General features: G+C 54.5%; 11 protein-coding genes. 4 read left to right on the top strand and 7 right to left on the bottom strand.

Translation table 11 applies throughout. From position 1 onward, the window contains the following. Positions 1-159: 159 nt before the first annotated feature. Positions 160-1068 (bottom strand): lytic transglycosylase domain-containing protein, encoded by a 909-nt coding sequence (locus FOE74_RS15490; protein ID WP_149099531.1) that lies wholly within the window; start codon positions 1066-1068, stop codon positions 160-162. Between the two features lie 436 nt (positions 1069-1504). Here FOE74_RS15490 and FOE74_RS15485 point away from each other — a divergent pair, with 436 nt between their 5' ends. Both FOE74_RS15485 and hrpB read left to right on the top strand, forming a co-directional pair. Continuing rightward, the gene (locus FOE74_RS15485) at positions 1505-1996 is read left to right on the top strand and encodes a YciE/YciF ferroxidase family protein (protein ID WP_149099530.1); all 492 of its coding nucleotides are present in this window, start codon (positions 1505-1507) and stop codon (positions 1994-1996) included. Between the two features lie 154 nt (positions 1997-2150). Beyond that, positions 2151-4703, top strand: coding sequence for an ATP-dependent helicase HrpB (gene hrpB / locus FOE74_RS15480; RefSeq protein WP_149099529.1), 2553 nt, complete (start codon positions 2151-2153; stop codon positions 4701-4703). A 149-nt stretch (positions 4704-4852) separates the two neighbouring features. Here hrpB and FOE74_RS15475 read toward each other — a convergent pair whose 3' ends face one another. The 3 genes from FOE74_RS15475 to FOE74_RS15465 form a co-directional block, all read right to left on the bottom strand. After that, positions 4853-5167: a hypothetical protein gene (locus tag FOE74_RS15475; RefSeq protein WP_149099528.1), complete on the bottom strand. Its 315-nt coding sequence runs from the start codon at positions 5165-5167 to the stop codon at positions 4853-4855. Between the two features lie 354 nt (positions 5168-5521). Further along, entirely contained in the window at positions 5522-6409 is an 888-nt protein-coding gene (locus FOE74_RS15470) for an MBL fold metallo-hydrolase (protein ID WP_149099527.1), read from the bottom strand. 338 nt (positions 6410-6747) lie between these two features. Next, complete coding sequence (locus FOE74_RS15465; protein ID WP_149099526.1) at positions 6748-7767, bottom strand: LacI family DNA-binding transcriptional regulator; 1020 nt, start codon at positions 7765-7767, stop codon at positions 6748-6750. Between the two features lie 379 nt (positions 7768-8146). Between FOE74_RS15465 and FOE74_RS15460 the strand changes: the two genes are divergently transcribed. Then, on the top strand, positions 8147-9628 hold the full coding sequence (locus FOE74_RS15460) for a xylulokinase (RefSeq protein ID WP_149099525.1): 1482 nt from the start codon (positions 8147-8149) through the stop codon (positions 9626-9628). Positions 9629-9652: 24 nt separating this feature from the next. Then, positions 9653-10984 carry a xylose isomerase gene (gene xylA, locus FOE74_RS15455; RefSeq protein WP_149099524.1) on the top strand — a complete coding sequence of 444 codons (1332 nt, stop codon included), beginning with the start codon at positions 9653-9655 and terminating at the stop codon, positions 10982-10984. A 709-nt stretch (positions 10985-11693) separates the two neighbouring features. Here xylA and fsa read toward each other — a convergent pair. From fsa to FOE74_RS15440, 3 genes are all read right to left on the bottom strand, one after another. Next, positions 11694-12368 (bottom strand): fructose-6-phosphate aldolase, encoded by a 675-nt coding sequence (gene fsa, locus FOE74_RS15450; RefSeq protein WP_149099523.1) that lies wholly within the window; start codon positions 12366-12368, stop codon positions 11694-11696. A gap of 182 nt (positions 12369-12550) precedes the next feature. Beyond that, positions 12551-14296, bottom strand: a complete 1746-nt coding sequence (locus FOE74_RS15445; protein ID WP_149099522.1) for a glycoside hydrolase family 43 protein — start codon at positions 14294-14296, stop codon at positions 12551-12553. Between the two features lie 408 nt (positions 14297-14704). Beyond that, positions 14705-17602 (bottom strand): glycosyl hydrolase 115 family protein, encoded by a 2898-nt coding sequence (locus tag FOE74_RS15440; RefSeq protein ID WP_149099639.1) that lies wholly within the window; start codon positions 17600-17602, stop codon positions 14705-14707. Positions 17603-17696: the final 94 nt, after the last annotated feature.

Here is a 17696-nt window from a genome sequence, read left to right as displayed (position 1 = left end):
GTCAAAACCCTCTTCCTTCAACCCCAATTATTTAAAGTTTTCCCTAAGATACAGGAAGCCTGTGATTTCCGCAAACCGCAGGCAAAGGCACCTGCGCACCTAGGCTTTCAAGCGCGAAAAAGGATCATCCTGTCTAAATCCAACGTTTTGCACCAGGGGTTATTTGGGCAGTTGCAGGACGTATTGTTTCCCCGGGGCCACGGTGAGTTTGTAGTTCTTGATCCAGGGGTTGTACAGGCGCAGGGTTTTGTAGTTGGTGCCCTGGTCCACGGCAAACTGGGCAAGATCTGGAATAGAGGATGTAACCGTCAAAGAGCGGGTGGGCAACGCCTCATACCCCTGCTCCTGGGGCAGGTCAAAGCCATACTTCTGCGGATTCCCCAACACTTCTTTTAGCGCCAGAATGCGGAACATGTACCGCGAGGTCTCGTCGGTGAGGTACAGGTCATAATAGGAGCTAACCTTCTGTTGCGCCAGGGCGCGGTCAATGCCCCCTACTCCCCGGTTATAAGCAGCAGCGGCGTTGGTCCAGGACCCGAATTTCTTTTTCGCGGACTTGAGGTAGCGGCAGGCCGCCAAGGTGGATTTCTCTACGTGGAAGCGTTCGTCTACCTCCCCATTCACCTGCAAGCCGTAGCCGCGGGCGGTGTCGGGCATGAGCTGCCAAAACCCGGAGGCCCCGGCCGGCGAGGTCACCTGACTGAAAAGGCTCTCAGCCAAGGAGAGGTACACAAAATCAGCGGGTATGTCATTCTCTTTCAACAGCCGCTCAATTTCCGGCATATACCGCTGCATCCGTTTCAGCCCCAGCAAGGTAGTGGCCTGCAGGTAAGAATTCACCAGCAGTTCCCGGTCTAACCGCTCTGCCACATCAGGCACGTCCAAAGGCACGGGTTCCCCGGCAAACGACATGGCCGTGGGCAAGGTAGGGGCCTTGATGAGTCTACCGCTGGCAAAAGGGGCATCCGGTCCGGCTGCGCTCTGCTGCAGTGGTTGTTGGCTGCACAGGTTCAAAGTAAGGCCCACCAGGCCCAGGGTTCCCAGGTATTTCCAAATGTTGTGTGTCATACGCTCCTCCTTTCAGGCTGATTCTTCCGTTGAATAACCTCCTTCCGCCCGCTTTTATTCTATTCCCCGGATCATTCCGCTCTAGTCTTACGGGCATTTCCTCCGGCAGACTACAAGATACGTTCCAATTTTTCAGATGAGGGGTTTGCTGCCCTTTGGTACCTAAGGTACTCATTTCGGCCCCCTTTTTCAAGAAACAGCCGGAAAACGTGGCCTTTGGGCCATACAACATCTAACCTAAAACCCTGCAAACCAATGGGTAACTTTAAGGACCCAAGTCTTGGGCCAACTGGGTGGCAGGTGCACCCAGTTTCCGCTTTAGGTTTGAATTTCAGAAAACAGGTAAAAAATGGCCTAGCCTTTGGTTCTTCCTTAACCCATTTCCTACCTCCGCGTATAGACGTTGTAAACACAAACCAATACCATTCATAAAACTATGGCAAAGCTAAAAACACTGGAAGATCTATTTGAACACCAATTAAAAGACCTATATAGCGCTGAGAAACAATTAATTGCCGCGCTACCCAAAATGGCCAAGGTGACCGAAGACCCAAAATTGAGATCCGCTTTTGAGACGCACTTAGAAGAAACCAAAGCCCAGAAAGACCGTCTGGAAAAAGTATGCGAACTGGTAGGTATTAGCCCGGGCCGCATGAAGTGCAAAGCCATGGAAGGCCTGGTAGAGGAAGGCGAGGAAACCATTGAGGAAGATGCTACCCCCGAAGTAAAAGACGCCGGTCTTATCGCCTCTGCCCAGCGCATTGAGCACTATGAGATTGCCGGTTACGGAACGGCTGCGCACTTTGCCGAGCGTTTGGGTCATAAAGAGGCTGCTGAGCTTCTGAGACAAACCCTGGCCGAGGAGCAAAAGACAGACACCCTGTTGAACGACCTGGCGAAAAGCTATATCAACGAGAAAGCCGAATAGGTTTTCCAGCCTCACGGCTAAACAAAGAAGCCTGCTCTCCAGAGAGCAGGCTTCTTTGTTTTAAGGGCATTTTAGCGAAAACTGCTCCTAAACAGCAAAAATAAACCGCCGGTACAGGACAGGTTACCGGAAGAATCCGGAAATTTGAAGCCGCATGTCAGCTACCTCTCTCCTTCCCCTTTTACCCAGCTTACCGGTTAAGGAAGCTTTGCCGCAGCTCTTAACCGCCCTGGAAACCAATACCCGCGCCGTGTTGGAAGCGCCCCCCGGGGCCGGAAAGACCACCTTGGTTCCTTTGGCCTTGCTGGAAGCTGAGTGGCGCCAGGGGGGCAAGATCCTAATGTTGGAACCCCGGCGGCTCGCGGCCCGGGCGGCGGCCCAGCGCATGTCTGACCTCCTGGGTGAGGAAGTAGGCCAAACGGTAGGTTACTGGGTGCGCATGGAGCACATCGTCTCTGACAAAACAAAGATTGAGGTTGTGACCGAGGGCATCCTTACCCGCCTCCTCCAGAGCGACCCTGGTCTGGAAGGCGTGGCAGCCATCATCTTTGATGAGTTCCACGAACGCAGCTTACAAGCTGATGTGGGTCTGGCCCTGGCGCTGGATGCCCAGGCCATTCTGCGACCCGACCTGCGGCTGTTGGTTATGAGTGCCACCTTAGACACCGCCTTGGTAGCCAATTGGCTTGAAGCCCCCATCATTAAGAGCGAAGGCCGGCAATTCCCGGTGGAAACCCACTACCTCTCCCCGGCTGAACTGGCCGCCGTAGGGCCCAGACCCGTTGAACGCCTGGTGGGCCTCGTTCCCAAAGCCATCCGGAAGGCGCTGGAGCAGGAAGCCGAGGGGGATATGCTGGTCTTCCTGCCCGGCATGAGTGAAATGCGCCGGGTAGCGCAAGCCTTGGAGGGAAAACTGGCCTCTTCTGTTGACCTGCACCTGCTGCACGGCGACCTGAACCTGACCCAACAATTGGCCGCCATCAGGCCCGCCCCCGCCGGAAGGCGGAAGGTGGTGCTGGCCACCAGCATCGCCGAAACCAGTTTGACCATAGAGGGCGTGAAAGTGGTCATTGACGGCGGATTTGCCCGGGTTCCTAAATTCGTGCCGCGCATTGGGCTCACTACCCTGGCCACCATTCCGGTTTCGCGGGCCGCCGCCGATCAGCGCCGGGGCCGGGCAGGCCGTTTAGGCCCGGGCGTGTGCTACCGCCTGTGGACGTCGGCTGACCAATTACAACTCGCCGACCGCCTTACCCCTGAGATCTGTGAAGCGGACCTCACCGGCCTGGCCCTGGAATTAGCGATCTGGGGCGCCCAGGACGCCAGCGACCTGAAATGGCTGGATATGCCCCCGGCCCCGGCACTTTCCTTGGCTCATGACTTACTGGTGCGGCTCCAGGCGCTGGATCCTTCCGGCAAGGCCACCGCTCATGGGAAAGCCCTGGCCGCGTTAGGTTTGTCGCCTAGGCTAGGGCATCTGGTGGTGCGGGGCCAAGCCATGGGGCTGGGCACCACGGCCTGTGATCTGGCCGCCCTCCTGTCGGACCGGGATATCCTCCGGCCCCTGCAACTTTCCTGGTCTGACCCTCTGCCGGATATCGCCTTGCGCCTGGAGCTCCTGGATGGGCAGTCGCCGCCCACCCCGGGGTATGCCGTTGATGCCAACACCCTCCGTAAAATCAGGGAGCAGGCCCAGAACCTGCGGCAACGGATCAGAGAGAAAAGAGCGCCTTTGGACATCAGCGCCACCGGCTTGTTGACGGCCCTGGCTTATCCAGACCGCCTGGCGCAGCGTGAAACCTCGGGTAGAGTCAGGCTTATCTCGGGGCAACGGGCCGCCTTGCCCACCGAACAATTGGGGGAAGCGGAGTTTTACGCTATCGCGCACCTGGAACTAGGCACCAAACCCAGGGTGCTGTTGGCCGCCCCGGTCCGGAAGGAAGAATTGCTGACCCATTTTTCGGACCAACTAGAGCGCGTGGCCGAAGTACGGTGGGAGGCCGCTACTGAGAAAGTAGTGGCCCGGCAGATCATCAGAATGGGGGCCCTGACTTTGCAGGAATCGGCTTTGCCGAATCCTGACCCAGAGTTGGTAGCCCAGGCGCTTTTGCAGGCCCTGCAGGAAAAAGGGGTGGACCGGTTGCCATGGTCTGAGGAAGCGCTAAAGACGTTGCGGCGGTTGGCGTTCCTGCACCACCAATCCCCCGCCCAATGGCCCGACTTTTCAGAAAACAAGCTGCAAATGACCCTGGAAGAGTGGTTGTTGCCGCACCTGCTGGGCTTGAGAACCCTGGAGCAAGTGGCCCGGTTAGATTTCAAGGAGATTCTGCTGGCTGATTTTTCCTGGGAGCAGCGGCAGGAGATGGACCGGCTGGCCCCTACGCACCTGGAGGTACCCAGCGGCTCCCGTATTCCCCTGGATTATTCACACCCAACCACCCCGGTGCTGGCCGTGCGGCTGCAGGAAGTATTCGGGATGCTGGACACACCCCACGTTGGCGGAGGCACCGTGCCGGTGCTGCTGCACCTGCTCTCCCCCGCCTCGCGCCCGGTACAGGTAACCCGGGACCTGAGCAGCTTCTGGAGCAGCGGGTATTTTGACGTGCGCAAAGACCTGCGTGGCCGTTATCCCAAGCACCATTGGCCCGATGATCCGCTCTCGGCGGTCCCCATCAGAGGCACCAAAAAGCGGCCGCAAGGATGGTAAACTCAGGAACAAAACTTTCTATTGATGGAAAACTGGTCCCATACAGAAGACATTTAGAAAAATGGGTTTTAATGCCTTTTTTCAAAAACAGCCCTAAAACAGAGAAGGGGAAGCCGTGGCCTCCCCTTCTCTGTTTTAGCTGAAGCTGATTAGGAATTTCCTCCTCCTGCTCCGCCTGGGCGTTTGTCGCCGCGTTTCTCGCCTTCGTGGCCTTCCACTTTCACGATCTTGTTGTAAAGGCCTAATAATAGGAAAGGAGCGGGCCACTGTCCTACGAACAAGGCTTCATCGTCCTTCTTCATGATTTTCAGAGTAGCGGAAACCGCCATTGAGCCTAGAGCGGCCCACAGGAAAAGGTCAGAAGGTAACTTGGCAGTATACTCCTCAATGGTACGTGCTACCGGTCCTTCTTTATGTTCTGGATTAAAGTTATCGGCTTTTTCTTTCAAGTTTGATGCATCCATGGTTTTATTTCGTTTTTAATAGGTGGTACATGGGTATCAAAACGTAGGAAGCAATTCTAGGGTTGGCTAAAATGCGTAAGAAGTGAGGCGGCACCCATGATTGGGGCAGACTTTACCTACTTCTACTGAGGGAATTATCATGCGTCTCTACCAATCCGCAAGCTAGACAGCGCTCCCTTCAAATTGAAAAAGCCCTGTTTCCAGAGTAGCAATAGACGGGGTCTTGTTAATTCCGCCCGAATAAAGGCCGCATAATCCCTTGCCTTCCTTAAAAAAGGAAAAGACAACCAAGGGTTTTAAGGCTGTTTTCAAAAAACAACTGAAAAAAGGTGGGTCAGAAACAGCAGCAGGTTCTTAGAAAAGATCTAGGGTTAGTTGGGAAGGGGCTTGTTTGGGCTTGCGCCTGGAAACCTTGAGAGCAGGAACAGACTCTTTCTGGACTTCCTGGAGAGGTGGAACTTGGAGTAGAACGGGTGGGCCTTCAATGGTGAACACAGGAGTCTCTTCGTAGCGCGAGGCCACTACTACCTGGGTGCCATCTGCGTGGGTAGAGAAAAGGTTCTGCACCAGCTTGGGGCAGTTATTGTCTTTGGAAAGGTGGCCCAGCAATACGTGGCTCATGAAGCTGGGTTTGTAGCCCGTAAACAGGTTCAGGGCCTGCCGGTTAGAAAGGTGCCCGTGGTTGCCCCTGATCCGGGCTTTGAGGTGGTATGGGTAACGGCCATTCTCCAGCATTTCCTCATCATAATTGGTCTCCAGAAAAGCCGCATGGCACAACTGGAACTGGCGGATCACGTGGTCGCACGGCGATCCGATGTCCGTAAACACGCCCACGTTGATGCCATTGGCTGAGATCAGAAAGGAATGCGGGTCGGCGGCGTCGTGCCGCTTGGGAAAGCCGGTAATGGATAGATTGCCTACCTGCGCGGGCTCATAAGCCGAAAAAGACCGGAGCAACTGGGTATCCAACCCAAACCGAAGCCGATTGTAGGTACCCGGGGTGATGTACACCGGCAACTGGTATTTCTTGGCCAGCACCGGCAGTCCTTTGATATGGTCGGAGTGCTCATGGGAAACAAAGATGGCTTTCACTTGGGTCATGGAAAGGCCCAATCTCCGCATTCTCCCCTCCGTTTCGCGGCACGAAATTCCCGCGTCTATCAGCACCGCCTCCTCTTCATTGCCAATGTAATAGCAATTCCCGTTACTCCCCGATGCCAACGATGTTATCTTCAACCCCATATCAAGGCAAAATTAAGGAAGTTTCCCTCATTCCCTTTCGCCTGTACCCAGCAAATTATTTCAACCCAGTTTTACTTAACATAGGTTTTAAGATAAGCCCTGGCCGTCTGAATGAGCACTCCTCTAGTCTAAGTATCGGCACAGACTACTATTTATAGATTACCCTGAAAACTTACCAAGGCATAATCGTAGCCAAGAGCAGGAATTCCCATGGAAGCTGAAGCACGAAGAAACAGCCGGTTCCTGCCCTTCTTTTTCAAAAAAGGTCAGAAACTGGAAAGGGTGCTTACTACTTGATTTCTTAAAAGTACCGGCCAAACGAAGTGCTGCCAAATGTGCTATTTTGGCAGGGAAGACGCGCGGGGAATAAGGATAGGGTCTAACACAATGTGCTCCTGGGCAGCTTTATAGTAGTCTTTCTCCCCAATGAGTTTCAAGAAAAGCTGGGCCGTCATCTCCCCCATTTTCACGGTCTGCTGGTCTACCGTAGACAAAGACGGCGTCACGAAAGCCCCAAAGGCCTCGTTCGCAAACCCCATTACCCCTACCTGTTCCGGCACCTTAATGCCTTTCTCCAGCAAGAGTTGCAAAGCGCCCATGGCGGTATAGTCCTCGGCCGCGAACACCGCGTCAAATGGTATTTTCTCGTCCAGAAGTTGCTGCACAGAGGCCCTGCCGAATTCCAATGAAAGCCTTCCCTTCAAGGTCATTTTCTTGGGCACCGGCAGCCCGTGTTGTTTCATGGCCGCTTTATACCCCCTGAACCGTTCTTTGAAAATGGTAAGGTCCTGGTCTGAGGTAAGGTGCACAATGCGGCGGTATCCCTGCTGGAGCAGGTGCTCCGTGGCCACAAACCCCGCCTGGTAGTCGTTGATGGTCACCGAGGGAACGGGCAACTGGCCAATGGCGCGGTCAAAGAAAAGCAGCGGTACCTGCCGCTTGCAGATCTGTTCATAGAAACCCGCCCCTTCGGCCTCACTGGACACCGACGATATAATCCCGTCAACCCGGGATTGCAGGAACGTGTCTATGCCTTTCTGCTCCTGCGACAGCGATTCGCCGGTCTGGTATAAGAGGATGCTGTAGCCATTGTCGGTCATGACTTTTTCAATGCCGTGTACCACCGAGCTGAAAAAGCTGGTGTCCAGGCTGGGCACAATAATCCCGATGACGTTGGTGCGGCCCGACCTCAGCGAGGAGGCGAGCTTGTTCTGTTGGTAGTTCAGCCGCTTGGCCGTTTCCAGCACTGCCGCCTTGGTGGCCACACTAATGGCCGGGTGGTCATTCAAGGCCCGCGCCACCGTGGAGAACGTCACGTCCAGTTCCCGGGCTATGTCATGTATGGTAGTTCGCTTCAAGGCTTTGGTAATATAAAGGCAAAGATACTCAAATCACTTTCTGAACCCACTTTCCCGGTACTCCTATTCGCGCCTTCGCTTGCACTTTACTAAATGGAAGGCCAAAAGAACCAACCAATACCCTCATGCAGAAGCACATTTGCCAACTGTGGAGGGAAGAATGCTTTGTCCTTTTCCCGGCTGGACCTACTGAACTGCCCCCTTCCCTAGTAGCAGATTTGAGCATCTTTGTTAATTCCCCGGCACATTATTTTCGAATGTAAAAAATAAACCGTAAACTTATGCCAACGTTGGCACAAACCATTGGATTTAGATAAGAATTGGTCAGGCCACGTAAAGAATCTGACTCGCACGTTTCGCTTTAACCCCTTCTCGGCATATGCTTTTACTTGGAATAGACGTAGGCACCTCCTCCATCAAAGTCTCAGTGGTAGACGCTGCCACCCAGAAAGCCCTGACTTCGGCCCAGTTTCCGGAAACTGAGTCAAAAATCAATTCCCGGCAGCCCGGTTGGGCAGAGCAGGCACCGGAGATGTGGTGGGAACATGCGCAGAAAGCCATCCTAAAAGCCAATGCCACGGGCGCCTATGATCCGCAGGACATCGGGGCCATCGGGATCGCGTACCAGATGCACGGGTTGGTCATAGTAGACCAGCACCAGGAGGTGCTGCGGGAATCCATCATCTGGTGCGACAGCCGGGCGGTGCCCTACGGCCAGCAAGCACTAGAGCACATTGGGCAGGAACAAAGCTTGACGCGGCTGCTCAACTCACCGGGTAACTTCACGGCCGCCAAACTGGCCTGGGTAAAGGAAAACGAGCCGGAAACGTTCAACAGAATCCACAAGATCATGCTGCCCGGTGATTACCTGGCCATGAAACTGACCGGCGAGATCACCACCAGCGTGTCGGCGTTGTCGGAGGGAATTTTCTGGGATTTCCAGCAAGACGAGGTGTCTAAGGATGTGATGGGCTTCTTCGGCTTTAGCCAAGAGATCATCCCGCAGGTGCGGCCCTTGTTCTCTTCGCACGGCGAGGTAAAGCCGGAAGTGGCGGCGGCCTTGTCTTTGAAAGCAGGTATTCCGGTTACTTACAAGGCTGGGGACCAACCCAACAACGCACTGTCTTTGAACGTGCTCAACCCCGGTGAAGTGGCGGCCACGGCCGGAACCTCCGGCGTGATCTACGGCGTGAGCGACCAACTGGTATCTGATCCGCAGTCGCGGGTGAACACCTTCGCGCACGTGAATTACTCTCCAGCCTCTAAGCGGGTGGGCGTGCTCATGAACATCAACGGCACGGGCATCATGAACAGCTGGGTCAAGGAGAACCTGGGCCACGGCCTCTCCTACCCGCAGATGAACGACGAAGCACTCAATACCCCCATCGGGAGCCAGGGCCTGCGCCTGTTCCCCTTCGGGAACGGGGCAGAGCGGGTGTTCAACAACCGCATTCTGGGGGCGCAGTTCCACCGCCTGGATTTAAACCTGCACAGCAAGGCCCACGTGTTCCGGGCGGTGCAGGAGGGCATCGCGTTCACCTTCCGGTACGGGCTTGACATCATGCGCGAGAACGGCATGAACCCGCAGGTGATCAGGGCCGGGCAGGCGAACCTTTTCCTGAGCCCGCTCTTTGCCGAGGCTTTCGTGAACGCCACCCACGTACCGGTAGAACTCTACCAGAACGACGGCAGCGTGGGCGCAGCCCTGGGGGCGGGCATTGGGGCCCAGACCTTCGCCTCTGCGCAGGAAGCCTTTAGCCGCTTTGAGCGATTGAAGGTGATTGAGCCCACGCAGTCCCCCGCGTATGAGGAAGCTTTCCAGGACTGGAAGGCCCTGCTTGAAAAACAACTGAACAACTAATTTTCCAACCATAACCGCAAAGCCATGGCAAACCTAACAGTAGGAGAAAAAGAGTATTTCAAAGGAATAGGACAGATAAAATTTGAGGGCCCCGAGACCGACAACCCTTTGGCGTACCGCTGGTATGACGAAAACCGCGTGGTGGCCGGGAAAACTCTCAAAGACCATTTCAAGTTCTCGGTGGCTTACTGGCACTCGTTCAACGCCAACGGCTCAGACCCGTTCGGGGGGCCAACGCTGAACTTCGCATGGGACGAGAGCTCTGACGTGATCACCCGCGCAAAGGCCAAAATGGATGCCGCATTTGAATTCATCACCAAATTGGGCCTGCCCTATTACTGCTTCCATGACGTAGACGTGGTAGACTATGGCAATGATATCAAGGAAAACGACCGCCGCCTGCAGGCCATGGTGGAATACGCGAAGCAAAAACAAGCTGAAAGCGGGGTAAAACTGCTGTGGGGCACGGCCAATGTGTTCTCGCACGAGCGCTACATGAACGGAGCTTCCACCAACCCAGATTTCCACGTGCTGGCCCATGCGGCGGCGCAGGTAAAAGGTGCCCTGGATGCCACTATCGCCCTGGGCGGCGAGAACTACGTGTTCTGGGGCGGCCGCGAAGGCTACATGACCCTGTTGAACACGAACATGAAACGTGAGCAGGAGCATTTGGCCCGTTTCCTGCATTCGGCCAAAGACTACGCCCGTGCCCAAGGGTTCAAAGGCACGTTCTTCATTGAACCCAAGCCCATGGAGCCCACCAAGCACCAATATGACTATGACTGCGCCACGGTGATCGGTTTCCTGCGCCAGCATGATCTACTGGGCGATTTCAAAATCAACATTGAGGTCAACCACGCCACCCTGGCCGGCCACACCTTCCAACACGAGCTCCAAGTTGCTGCTGATGCCGGCGTATTGGGTTCAGTAGACGCCAACCGCGGGGATTACCAAAACGGCTGGGACACTGACCAATTCCCGAACAACCTGAACGAACTGACCGAGGCCATGCTGGTCTTCTTAGAGGCCGGGGGTATGCAAGGTGGTGGCGTAAACTTTGATGCCAAGATCAGAAGAAACTCCACAGATCCTGCTGACTTGTTCTACGCGCACATCGGAGGGGCCGATTCCTTTGCCCGCGCCCTGATCACCGCCGACAATATCCTGCAGAAATCAGACTACCGCCAGGTGCGGGAAGAGCGGTATGCATCTTTTGACAGCGGCAAAGGCCAGGAATTTGAGCAAGGCAAACTGACCTTGGAAGACCTGCGCGCCTACGCCTTGGAGCAAGGGGAACCAGCTGTGAAAAGCGGCCGCCAGGAGTACATGGAGAACCTCATCAACCGCTATATCTAGTCACCCGTTTCTCTTCTCCTCTGTCAAAGAAGGGAACACTTTTATTGATTTTTCATGTAAATACCCAAAAAGGGCTGCCTCTAGGAGAGACAGCCCTTTTTCTATTCCTAATTACTTTGTAGCAAGTACTTTGGTGTTTGTGTATAAATGGAAACTGATGAACTAATAGAGGACCTGTTTAGTACTGAACAAAATAGACAGCTCAGCCGTCCTTGTTGGTGTTCCCAGAGACCAACAATCCAGACGCAGAAGCCTTTTCGCTTGCTGGTGAAAACACGCAGCAAGGGTAAGAGTAGTTAGTGGCGGTTTCTTTACTAAACAGGCTCAGAGTTTAAAAGCCATAAATACTAGTCATAAACCCTGCTGCGGGTGATTCAATAGATTCTCCCCTTGAGGATTGCCCAAACGAGAGTTTGAGGCAGCGAGCGCAGCTCTAAAGAGGGGTGTTTACATCTGCTGGTACACGCATCTCCCGTTAACCAGTTCAAGGAAGTATCAAGAACGATTTCCTCTTTGAAACAGACTGCAATGCGTGCTCTCCTGTGTAAATACCCCCTCTTTATCTCCCTCAAGGGGAGAATCATACAGAAATAGAAGGACCAAAGCCATAAAAAAATCAGGCTCTTTCGGAGCCTGATTTACAGAGTTTGTTTTAAGTGCCCTTTTCTGGATCTAAGCAAAAACTGGCATCAAAAAGTAAAGGTGCGGACTACGCCTGCTCCTGCATGATCTCTTTCATTTTCTCAGCGTCTGCCACGAATTTGGCCAGGCCACTGGCGGTGAGCGGGTGGTTCAGCAGCCCTAAAATAGGCTCCAGCGGACAGGTGCAGACATGGGCGCCGGCTTCGGCACATTTGACTATATGCATGGAGCTGCGGATAGAGGCTGCCAGAATCTGGGTGTCATAGCCCTGGATGGCGAAGATGTTGGCGATCTGGGCAATGAGTTCCACCCCGTCCCAACCGATGTCATCTACCCGGCCCAGGAAAGGGGAAACGTAAGTGGCCCCTGCTTTGGCCGCCAGAATGGCTTGTCCCGCAGAGAAAATGAGGGTGCAGTTGGTCTTGATGCCGTTGTCAGTGAAATACTTGATGGCCTTGAGACCGTCTTTGATCATGGGAACCTTCACCACAATGTTGGGGTGCAAGGCCGCCAGAATCTTGCCCTCGGCCACCATCGAATCAAAATCTGTGGACAACACCTCGGCACTGATGTCACCGTCCACTATCTCGCAGATGGCTTTGTAGTGGTCTAGAGTTGCCTGCTCGCCTTTGATGCCTTCTTTGGCCATGAGCGAAGGGTTGGTAGTGACGCCGTCCAGGATTCCCAGGTCATGGGCTTCTCTGATATGAGCCAGATTGGCTGTGTCAATGAAAAATTTCATATGCTTGTAGTTTAGTTACTTCTTTATACTCAATTATTTAGGCAGAACCTCCCCTACCTTCTGAAACGGCTGCAGACCGCTCTTTCATGTTACACCTCCTGAAGGCAGAGGTTGCCTCCTGTACCGACAATTAGGTGTTATTTTTTAAAAACAGCCCTGAAAGGGGAATTCCTTATCAAAACCTATTGCTTTTGTGACACCTCAGGTCGTGCATAGGTAGCATCCTTGCCCTCATAGTCAAACCAATCAAAAGCGGCTTTGTTCTGGGAAGGCTGGCCATGGGAGGTAGCGTACATGCCCAGGGTCACGCCTACAAAGCCCCCGGCTACACGAGTACTGAGGTATTTGCCGTCTACGTCTCCTTTGAGCAGGCGCCATTTGCCTTTTTGGGTGCTGTAATAAAAAGCGTAGGTGTCTCGGTTGAATTCAATTTTAAGGAAAAGCGGTTTCCGGCTTTCTTTTTTAGACAAGGCAATTTCAGCCAGCACCGTTTGGTCAGCTTTCAAGAGCTGTACCACCGCCTCCTGGCCTTTTTTGGTCTTGCCCAGGGCGTAGTGGTGCTGGCTGTTCTGGAAAGCGACCAGGCCGGCAAACTCGTTTGCTTTTTCGGGTTGGAACTCCAGTTGGGTGCTGGCGCTTCCCGTGAGGTGTTGCTGCCGCCGGGCCAGGAAAGAGACATTCACTTTTTCCGTGAAACTCTCGGGCCGCACCTGCAGCGTCAGCTTTCCTTTGGGTTGGCTTAAACTGTACCAGGTGGTACCAGGGGTTCTAAGCTGTAGCCAGTACATAGGCAAGGTGCCAGATACAAAGTCTTCCCGGTAGGTGAAGTTGCCTGTGAGCGGGAAAGCAGGGGTCATCTGGGCCGGCAGGTTGGGTACTGGGTACGAATACTGCACCAGGTCATGGTCGGCATTGATGATGGGCCAGCCGTCTTGCCAGGTCACCGGCGCCAGAAAGGTCTCGCGGCCGGTGTTGTAGTAATCACCGGGACCATCGTAAGGACGCGTGGCCAGGAAGATTGCCCACCATTCGCCCTTCTGGGTCTGCACCAGGTCCGCGTGGCCGGTGGCCGAAACAGGGTTGGGCCGGTTGGCAGGTAGGTGGCGCTGGGTCAGGATGGGGTTCTTCTCATAGGGCACATACGGTCCGGTAACCGTTTTGCTGCGCAGGATCACTTCAGAATGATTGACGCTGGTACCCCCTTCGGCGGCCATGAGGTAGTAATACCCGTTCACTTTGTAGATGTGCGGCCCCTCAATCCAGACCGGTTTCTTAGACAGATCCACGCCCCCGTTCACCAGCAAATGCTGCGGCCCCACGGTTTTCATGGTCTTCAGGTCGAACTCAAACATCCGGATGGTGCGGTGCCCGTCGTACAAGGGTTTATTATCCGGGGCCTCTGAATTGTACATGATATACGATTTCCCGTCTTCATCATGGAAGAGCGAGGGATCAATGCCGCTCACGTTGGGAAGCCAGTGCGGGTTAGACCAGGGCCCGGCCGGATTGGTGGCCGTCACCACGAAGTTGCCACCTCTGTCAATAAGGGTGGTCACCATGTAGAACGTGCCGTCTTTGTAGGAGATAGTGGGCGCAAAAATGCCCCGGGAAACGTCATGCCCCGCCAGGTTCAGCTGCTCTGGACGGTCCAGGATGTTCCCAATCTGCGTCCAGTTCACCAAGTCTTTGCTATGAAAAATGGGCACACCCGGAAAATAGGCGAACGTGGAGGTGATCAGGTAATAATCCTCCCCCACCCGGCAGATGCTGGGGTCAGGGTAAAAACCCGGGAAGATCGGGTTCTGGAACTCCTGTTTTTGCTGCGCCTTAACCGAAACAGCCCCAAACAGCGCCAGAAGTACCACCACCACCAGAGATAGCGTTCGCCGCAGGTAACCTGTAGACCTAAGATTTATTTTATTTAACATATTTATTTAACTGAGGATCAAATTCTATTTATTGGCTTCTTTTCTTAAAACAAAGGCTGAAACAGGTATACAAATCTTTTGTGGAAATTCCTTTCCGCTGAAGATCAATTAAATTTACTGGCACCTTTGGAAAATCTCTTAGGTTTAAGCGGAATCTCTCGGGTGGCTTTCTCCATGGGTTTCCATTCTCCTTTCCTTGGTAAAGCCTACATCGGCAATAGCGCAGAGGTTACTTCCGTGACTTCCCAGGATTACAAGACCCGGAAGTAAGCTCAGCGCCATCGAAGGGTTTAGAGGCTGCTTTTCCTTACAAGCCGAAGCCTAAGTACCATTGATCAGTCATCCCTTATTTCCTTCTTTCCTTCCAGCCGGTTTTTAAGCCGTTTTAAAGAAATCAGGCCTAAAACGTTATTCTACTGGCTTGGCCGCTGGATTCATGCTTTCCGGAGGCCCCAGGTAGCTGGGTTTCAGGCCACCGGCGTCAATCACGATCTTCTGCAACACCACGCCTGAGTCTACCATCCAGAATTTAAGCACCTGCTCCCCTGGCTTCTTGAGTTGATGCCTGGAGATGGTGAGGTTGATGTTGTTGGCCACGTTGCGGTTCCACTCCCCTTCTGTCTTGTTTGCGTGGATGTTGATGATCTGCGGGGGCTCCTCATTAAAAGAGATGGCGTAGCGCAGGCCCTGCGTGTTGTGGAAGTTGAGGGTAGGCGATAAGAATACCTGCACGTTCACCTCGCCCCCTTGGTGCAGGTACACCTGATAGGCCAGGTGCGGACTGCCGGACCCGGGTGTCTGGCTGGGAGCGGTCACCGGAAAGGTGGTCATGGCTGATCCCGTGCGGCCCAGGTCCGGGATCCGTTTCCACTGGATGTTGTTTGCGTCTACCGCGCGGGTAAAATGGTCCGCTTCCATGGAAATATAGCCGTTGCTCTCTACAAAACCATTGAACTGCCGAAGGTTGGGGTCTTTTGGATGAACCACCACTGCCTGCACCACCACTTTTTTACCGGTGGAACTGGTGATAGTCAGGGGTTCCCTTTGGGTTCCGTTCGGAACCTGGGCCCAATCCACCGTCACCCCCACGCGCTGCTCCTTGGCCACCGTACCAGTTGGGTGCGACACCTTCAGCCAAGGGGCTCCGGTCTGAATGGAATACGTAAAAGGCTGCTGCCCGCGGTTAAAGATCTCCAGGTAGTGGTTTTGGGTCTGGAAAGGGGAAAACTCAGGTAAAACGGCTTCTCCTTTTTCCTGTGGCCACCATTTGTCGGTTCCCTTAAGGGCCACGCCCATCTCAGCCGCAACCGGCAAAGAAAGCTGCTTCAACTCCGGCAGGACATCTTTCTCCGGTTGTTGCCAGTACGTGTAACTGATGTGCGTCTGCGACATCATGTGGTTCCATTTGCCGCCGGCTATTTCTTTGTGGTACACCTGGGTGAGGGCGGCATCACGGTCAAAGAGGCGTTTCACTTGGTCCGCTAGGTCGTTGGTGGTGGCCCTGCCTTGCTGCGCGTACCAGTGGTTCCGGCCCGTGGTGATATGCAATTCATTGAGGTTGGCACTGGCCTGCACCGGGAACAGCACCAGCTGGTAATAGGCGTCTCGGTACTGGGCAGGCAAGGCCTTGGCAATCCGCTCCGCCTCTTCGGCCAGTTGGTTGTACTCCCTGACCACCGTCTCAGCCTCCAGGTAGTTGGTATGGCTGTAGGTGTTGGGGGCCAGCAGTTCTGGTTTGCGGCGGCCGTTGAACTTGGTGTATCTGGCCAGGAGGTGGGCAATGGCGGGGGCGTGTTCCGGACCGAACTGGCGCTCGGCCCATCGCCTGGTGTATTCTGCCAGCCGGTCAGCAGGCCATTTTTCCGGGTTCCAGGCATAGTCCAGGAAAAACTCGGTGGGGAACTCCATAGGCTTGATATCGCCTACGTTCACGATCCAGATGCGGTCGGCCTTGTGCTGGTAGGCCAGGTGCATCTGTTCCCAGACGCGGGCAATAGGATTGGTGTTGAGCCATTTGTAGTTCCGGGGACCGCCCACGTAGTCAAAGTGGTAATAGATGCCGTAGCCGCCGGAATGCTGTTTCTCGCCTACCTTGGGGAGTTTACGGATGTTCCCCCAGTTGTCATCGGCTAGCAAAAGGGTCACATCATCGGGCACGCGCATGCCTTTGTCATAGTAGTCCTGCACCTCTTTGTACAGGGCCCAAATCTGCGGCGTTTGGGAGGCATCTTTGCCCGTCACCTCAGAGATGATCTTGCGTTGGTCGGCCACAATGCGCTCCAGCAGCCCGATGTTGCTTTCCTCGCTCATGGGTTCATCGCCGTCGCCGCGCATGCCCACGGTCACAATGCTTTCGTACCCGTTCATGCGTTGGATGCCGCCTTTCCAGAACTCGCGCAGTTTCTCTGGGTTGGTGCTGTAGTTCCAGGGGCCGGACCCGTAGCGCCGCCACTCATCGTGGGCGCGACTGAGGGGTTCGTGGTGAGAGGTGCCCATCACAATGCCATACAGATCAGCTACCTGCGGGTTAATTTTGTCATCGTCGTTGAAGGCGCTGCCCCACATGGCGGGCCACAGGTAATTGCCCTTCATGCGCAAAATCAGCTCAAACACCTTCTCGTAGAACTTGTGGTTGAAGCCGCCAAACTGCTCCCTGGCCCAGTTGGAGAGCGCCGGAGCCTCGTCATTGATGAAGATGCCCCGGTACTTCACGGCGGGGGTGCCTTTGGTGTGGCGGCCTTCGGCCACGTACACGTTCGCCTGGGGCTTGACCGGCACATCAGCCCACCAATACCAAGGCGAGACGCCAATCTGAGCCGACACGTCATAAATGCCGTAGATGGTACCGCGTTTGTCGCTGCCCACAATCACGAGGGCCTCTTCTACGCCTTTCATGGGCTTCTTCACCACCTGCACTGCAAACGTTTCCCACTTACCGGCCAGCTCTTTCAGATCCAGTTTCTTGCTTTTCATCAGTTGGTCAATGAGCGGGCTTTGGCCCAAGGTGCCTACCAACACCATGGTGCGGGCTTTCGGCATCTTTCCGCCCACCGTCAAGGACGGTTCAGCGTTGGTCACTTTCTTGAGATCAGCCTGGAAATCGCGCAAGGCCCTGATCACTCCCGCATGATCCCGGTCACTGATGTAGAACGGGGCGCTTTTCCCGCCCTCGGCGAGCGCGAAGGAATTGGCCTTCTTTTGGAAAAAGACATAGGAAACATCATCCAGCGCGAAGGCGGCCGGCGTGATGGAAAGTCCTATAAAAAGGAATAGGATTTTTTGCCAACTGCGTAACAACTGGTTCATTCTGCGGGCATGGTTTTGAGGAAGAGTACGCATGAGGGAGGTTCAGTTAAAATGGACCATAAACGTAAGTGCTTAAAAACGCCAGTAGCTGGCG

The sequence above is a fragment of the Rufibacter glacialis genome, assembly GCF_008271745.1.
GTDB lineage: Bacteria > Bacteroidota > Bacteroidia > Cytophagales > Hymenobacteraceae > Nibribacter > Nibribacter glacialis.
This window is presented reverse-complemented; position numbering and strand designations above follow the sequence as displayed.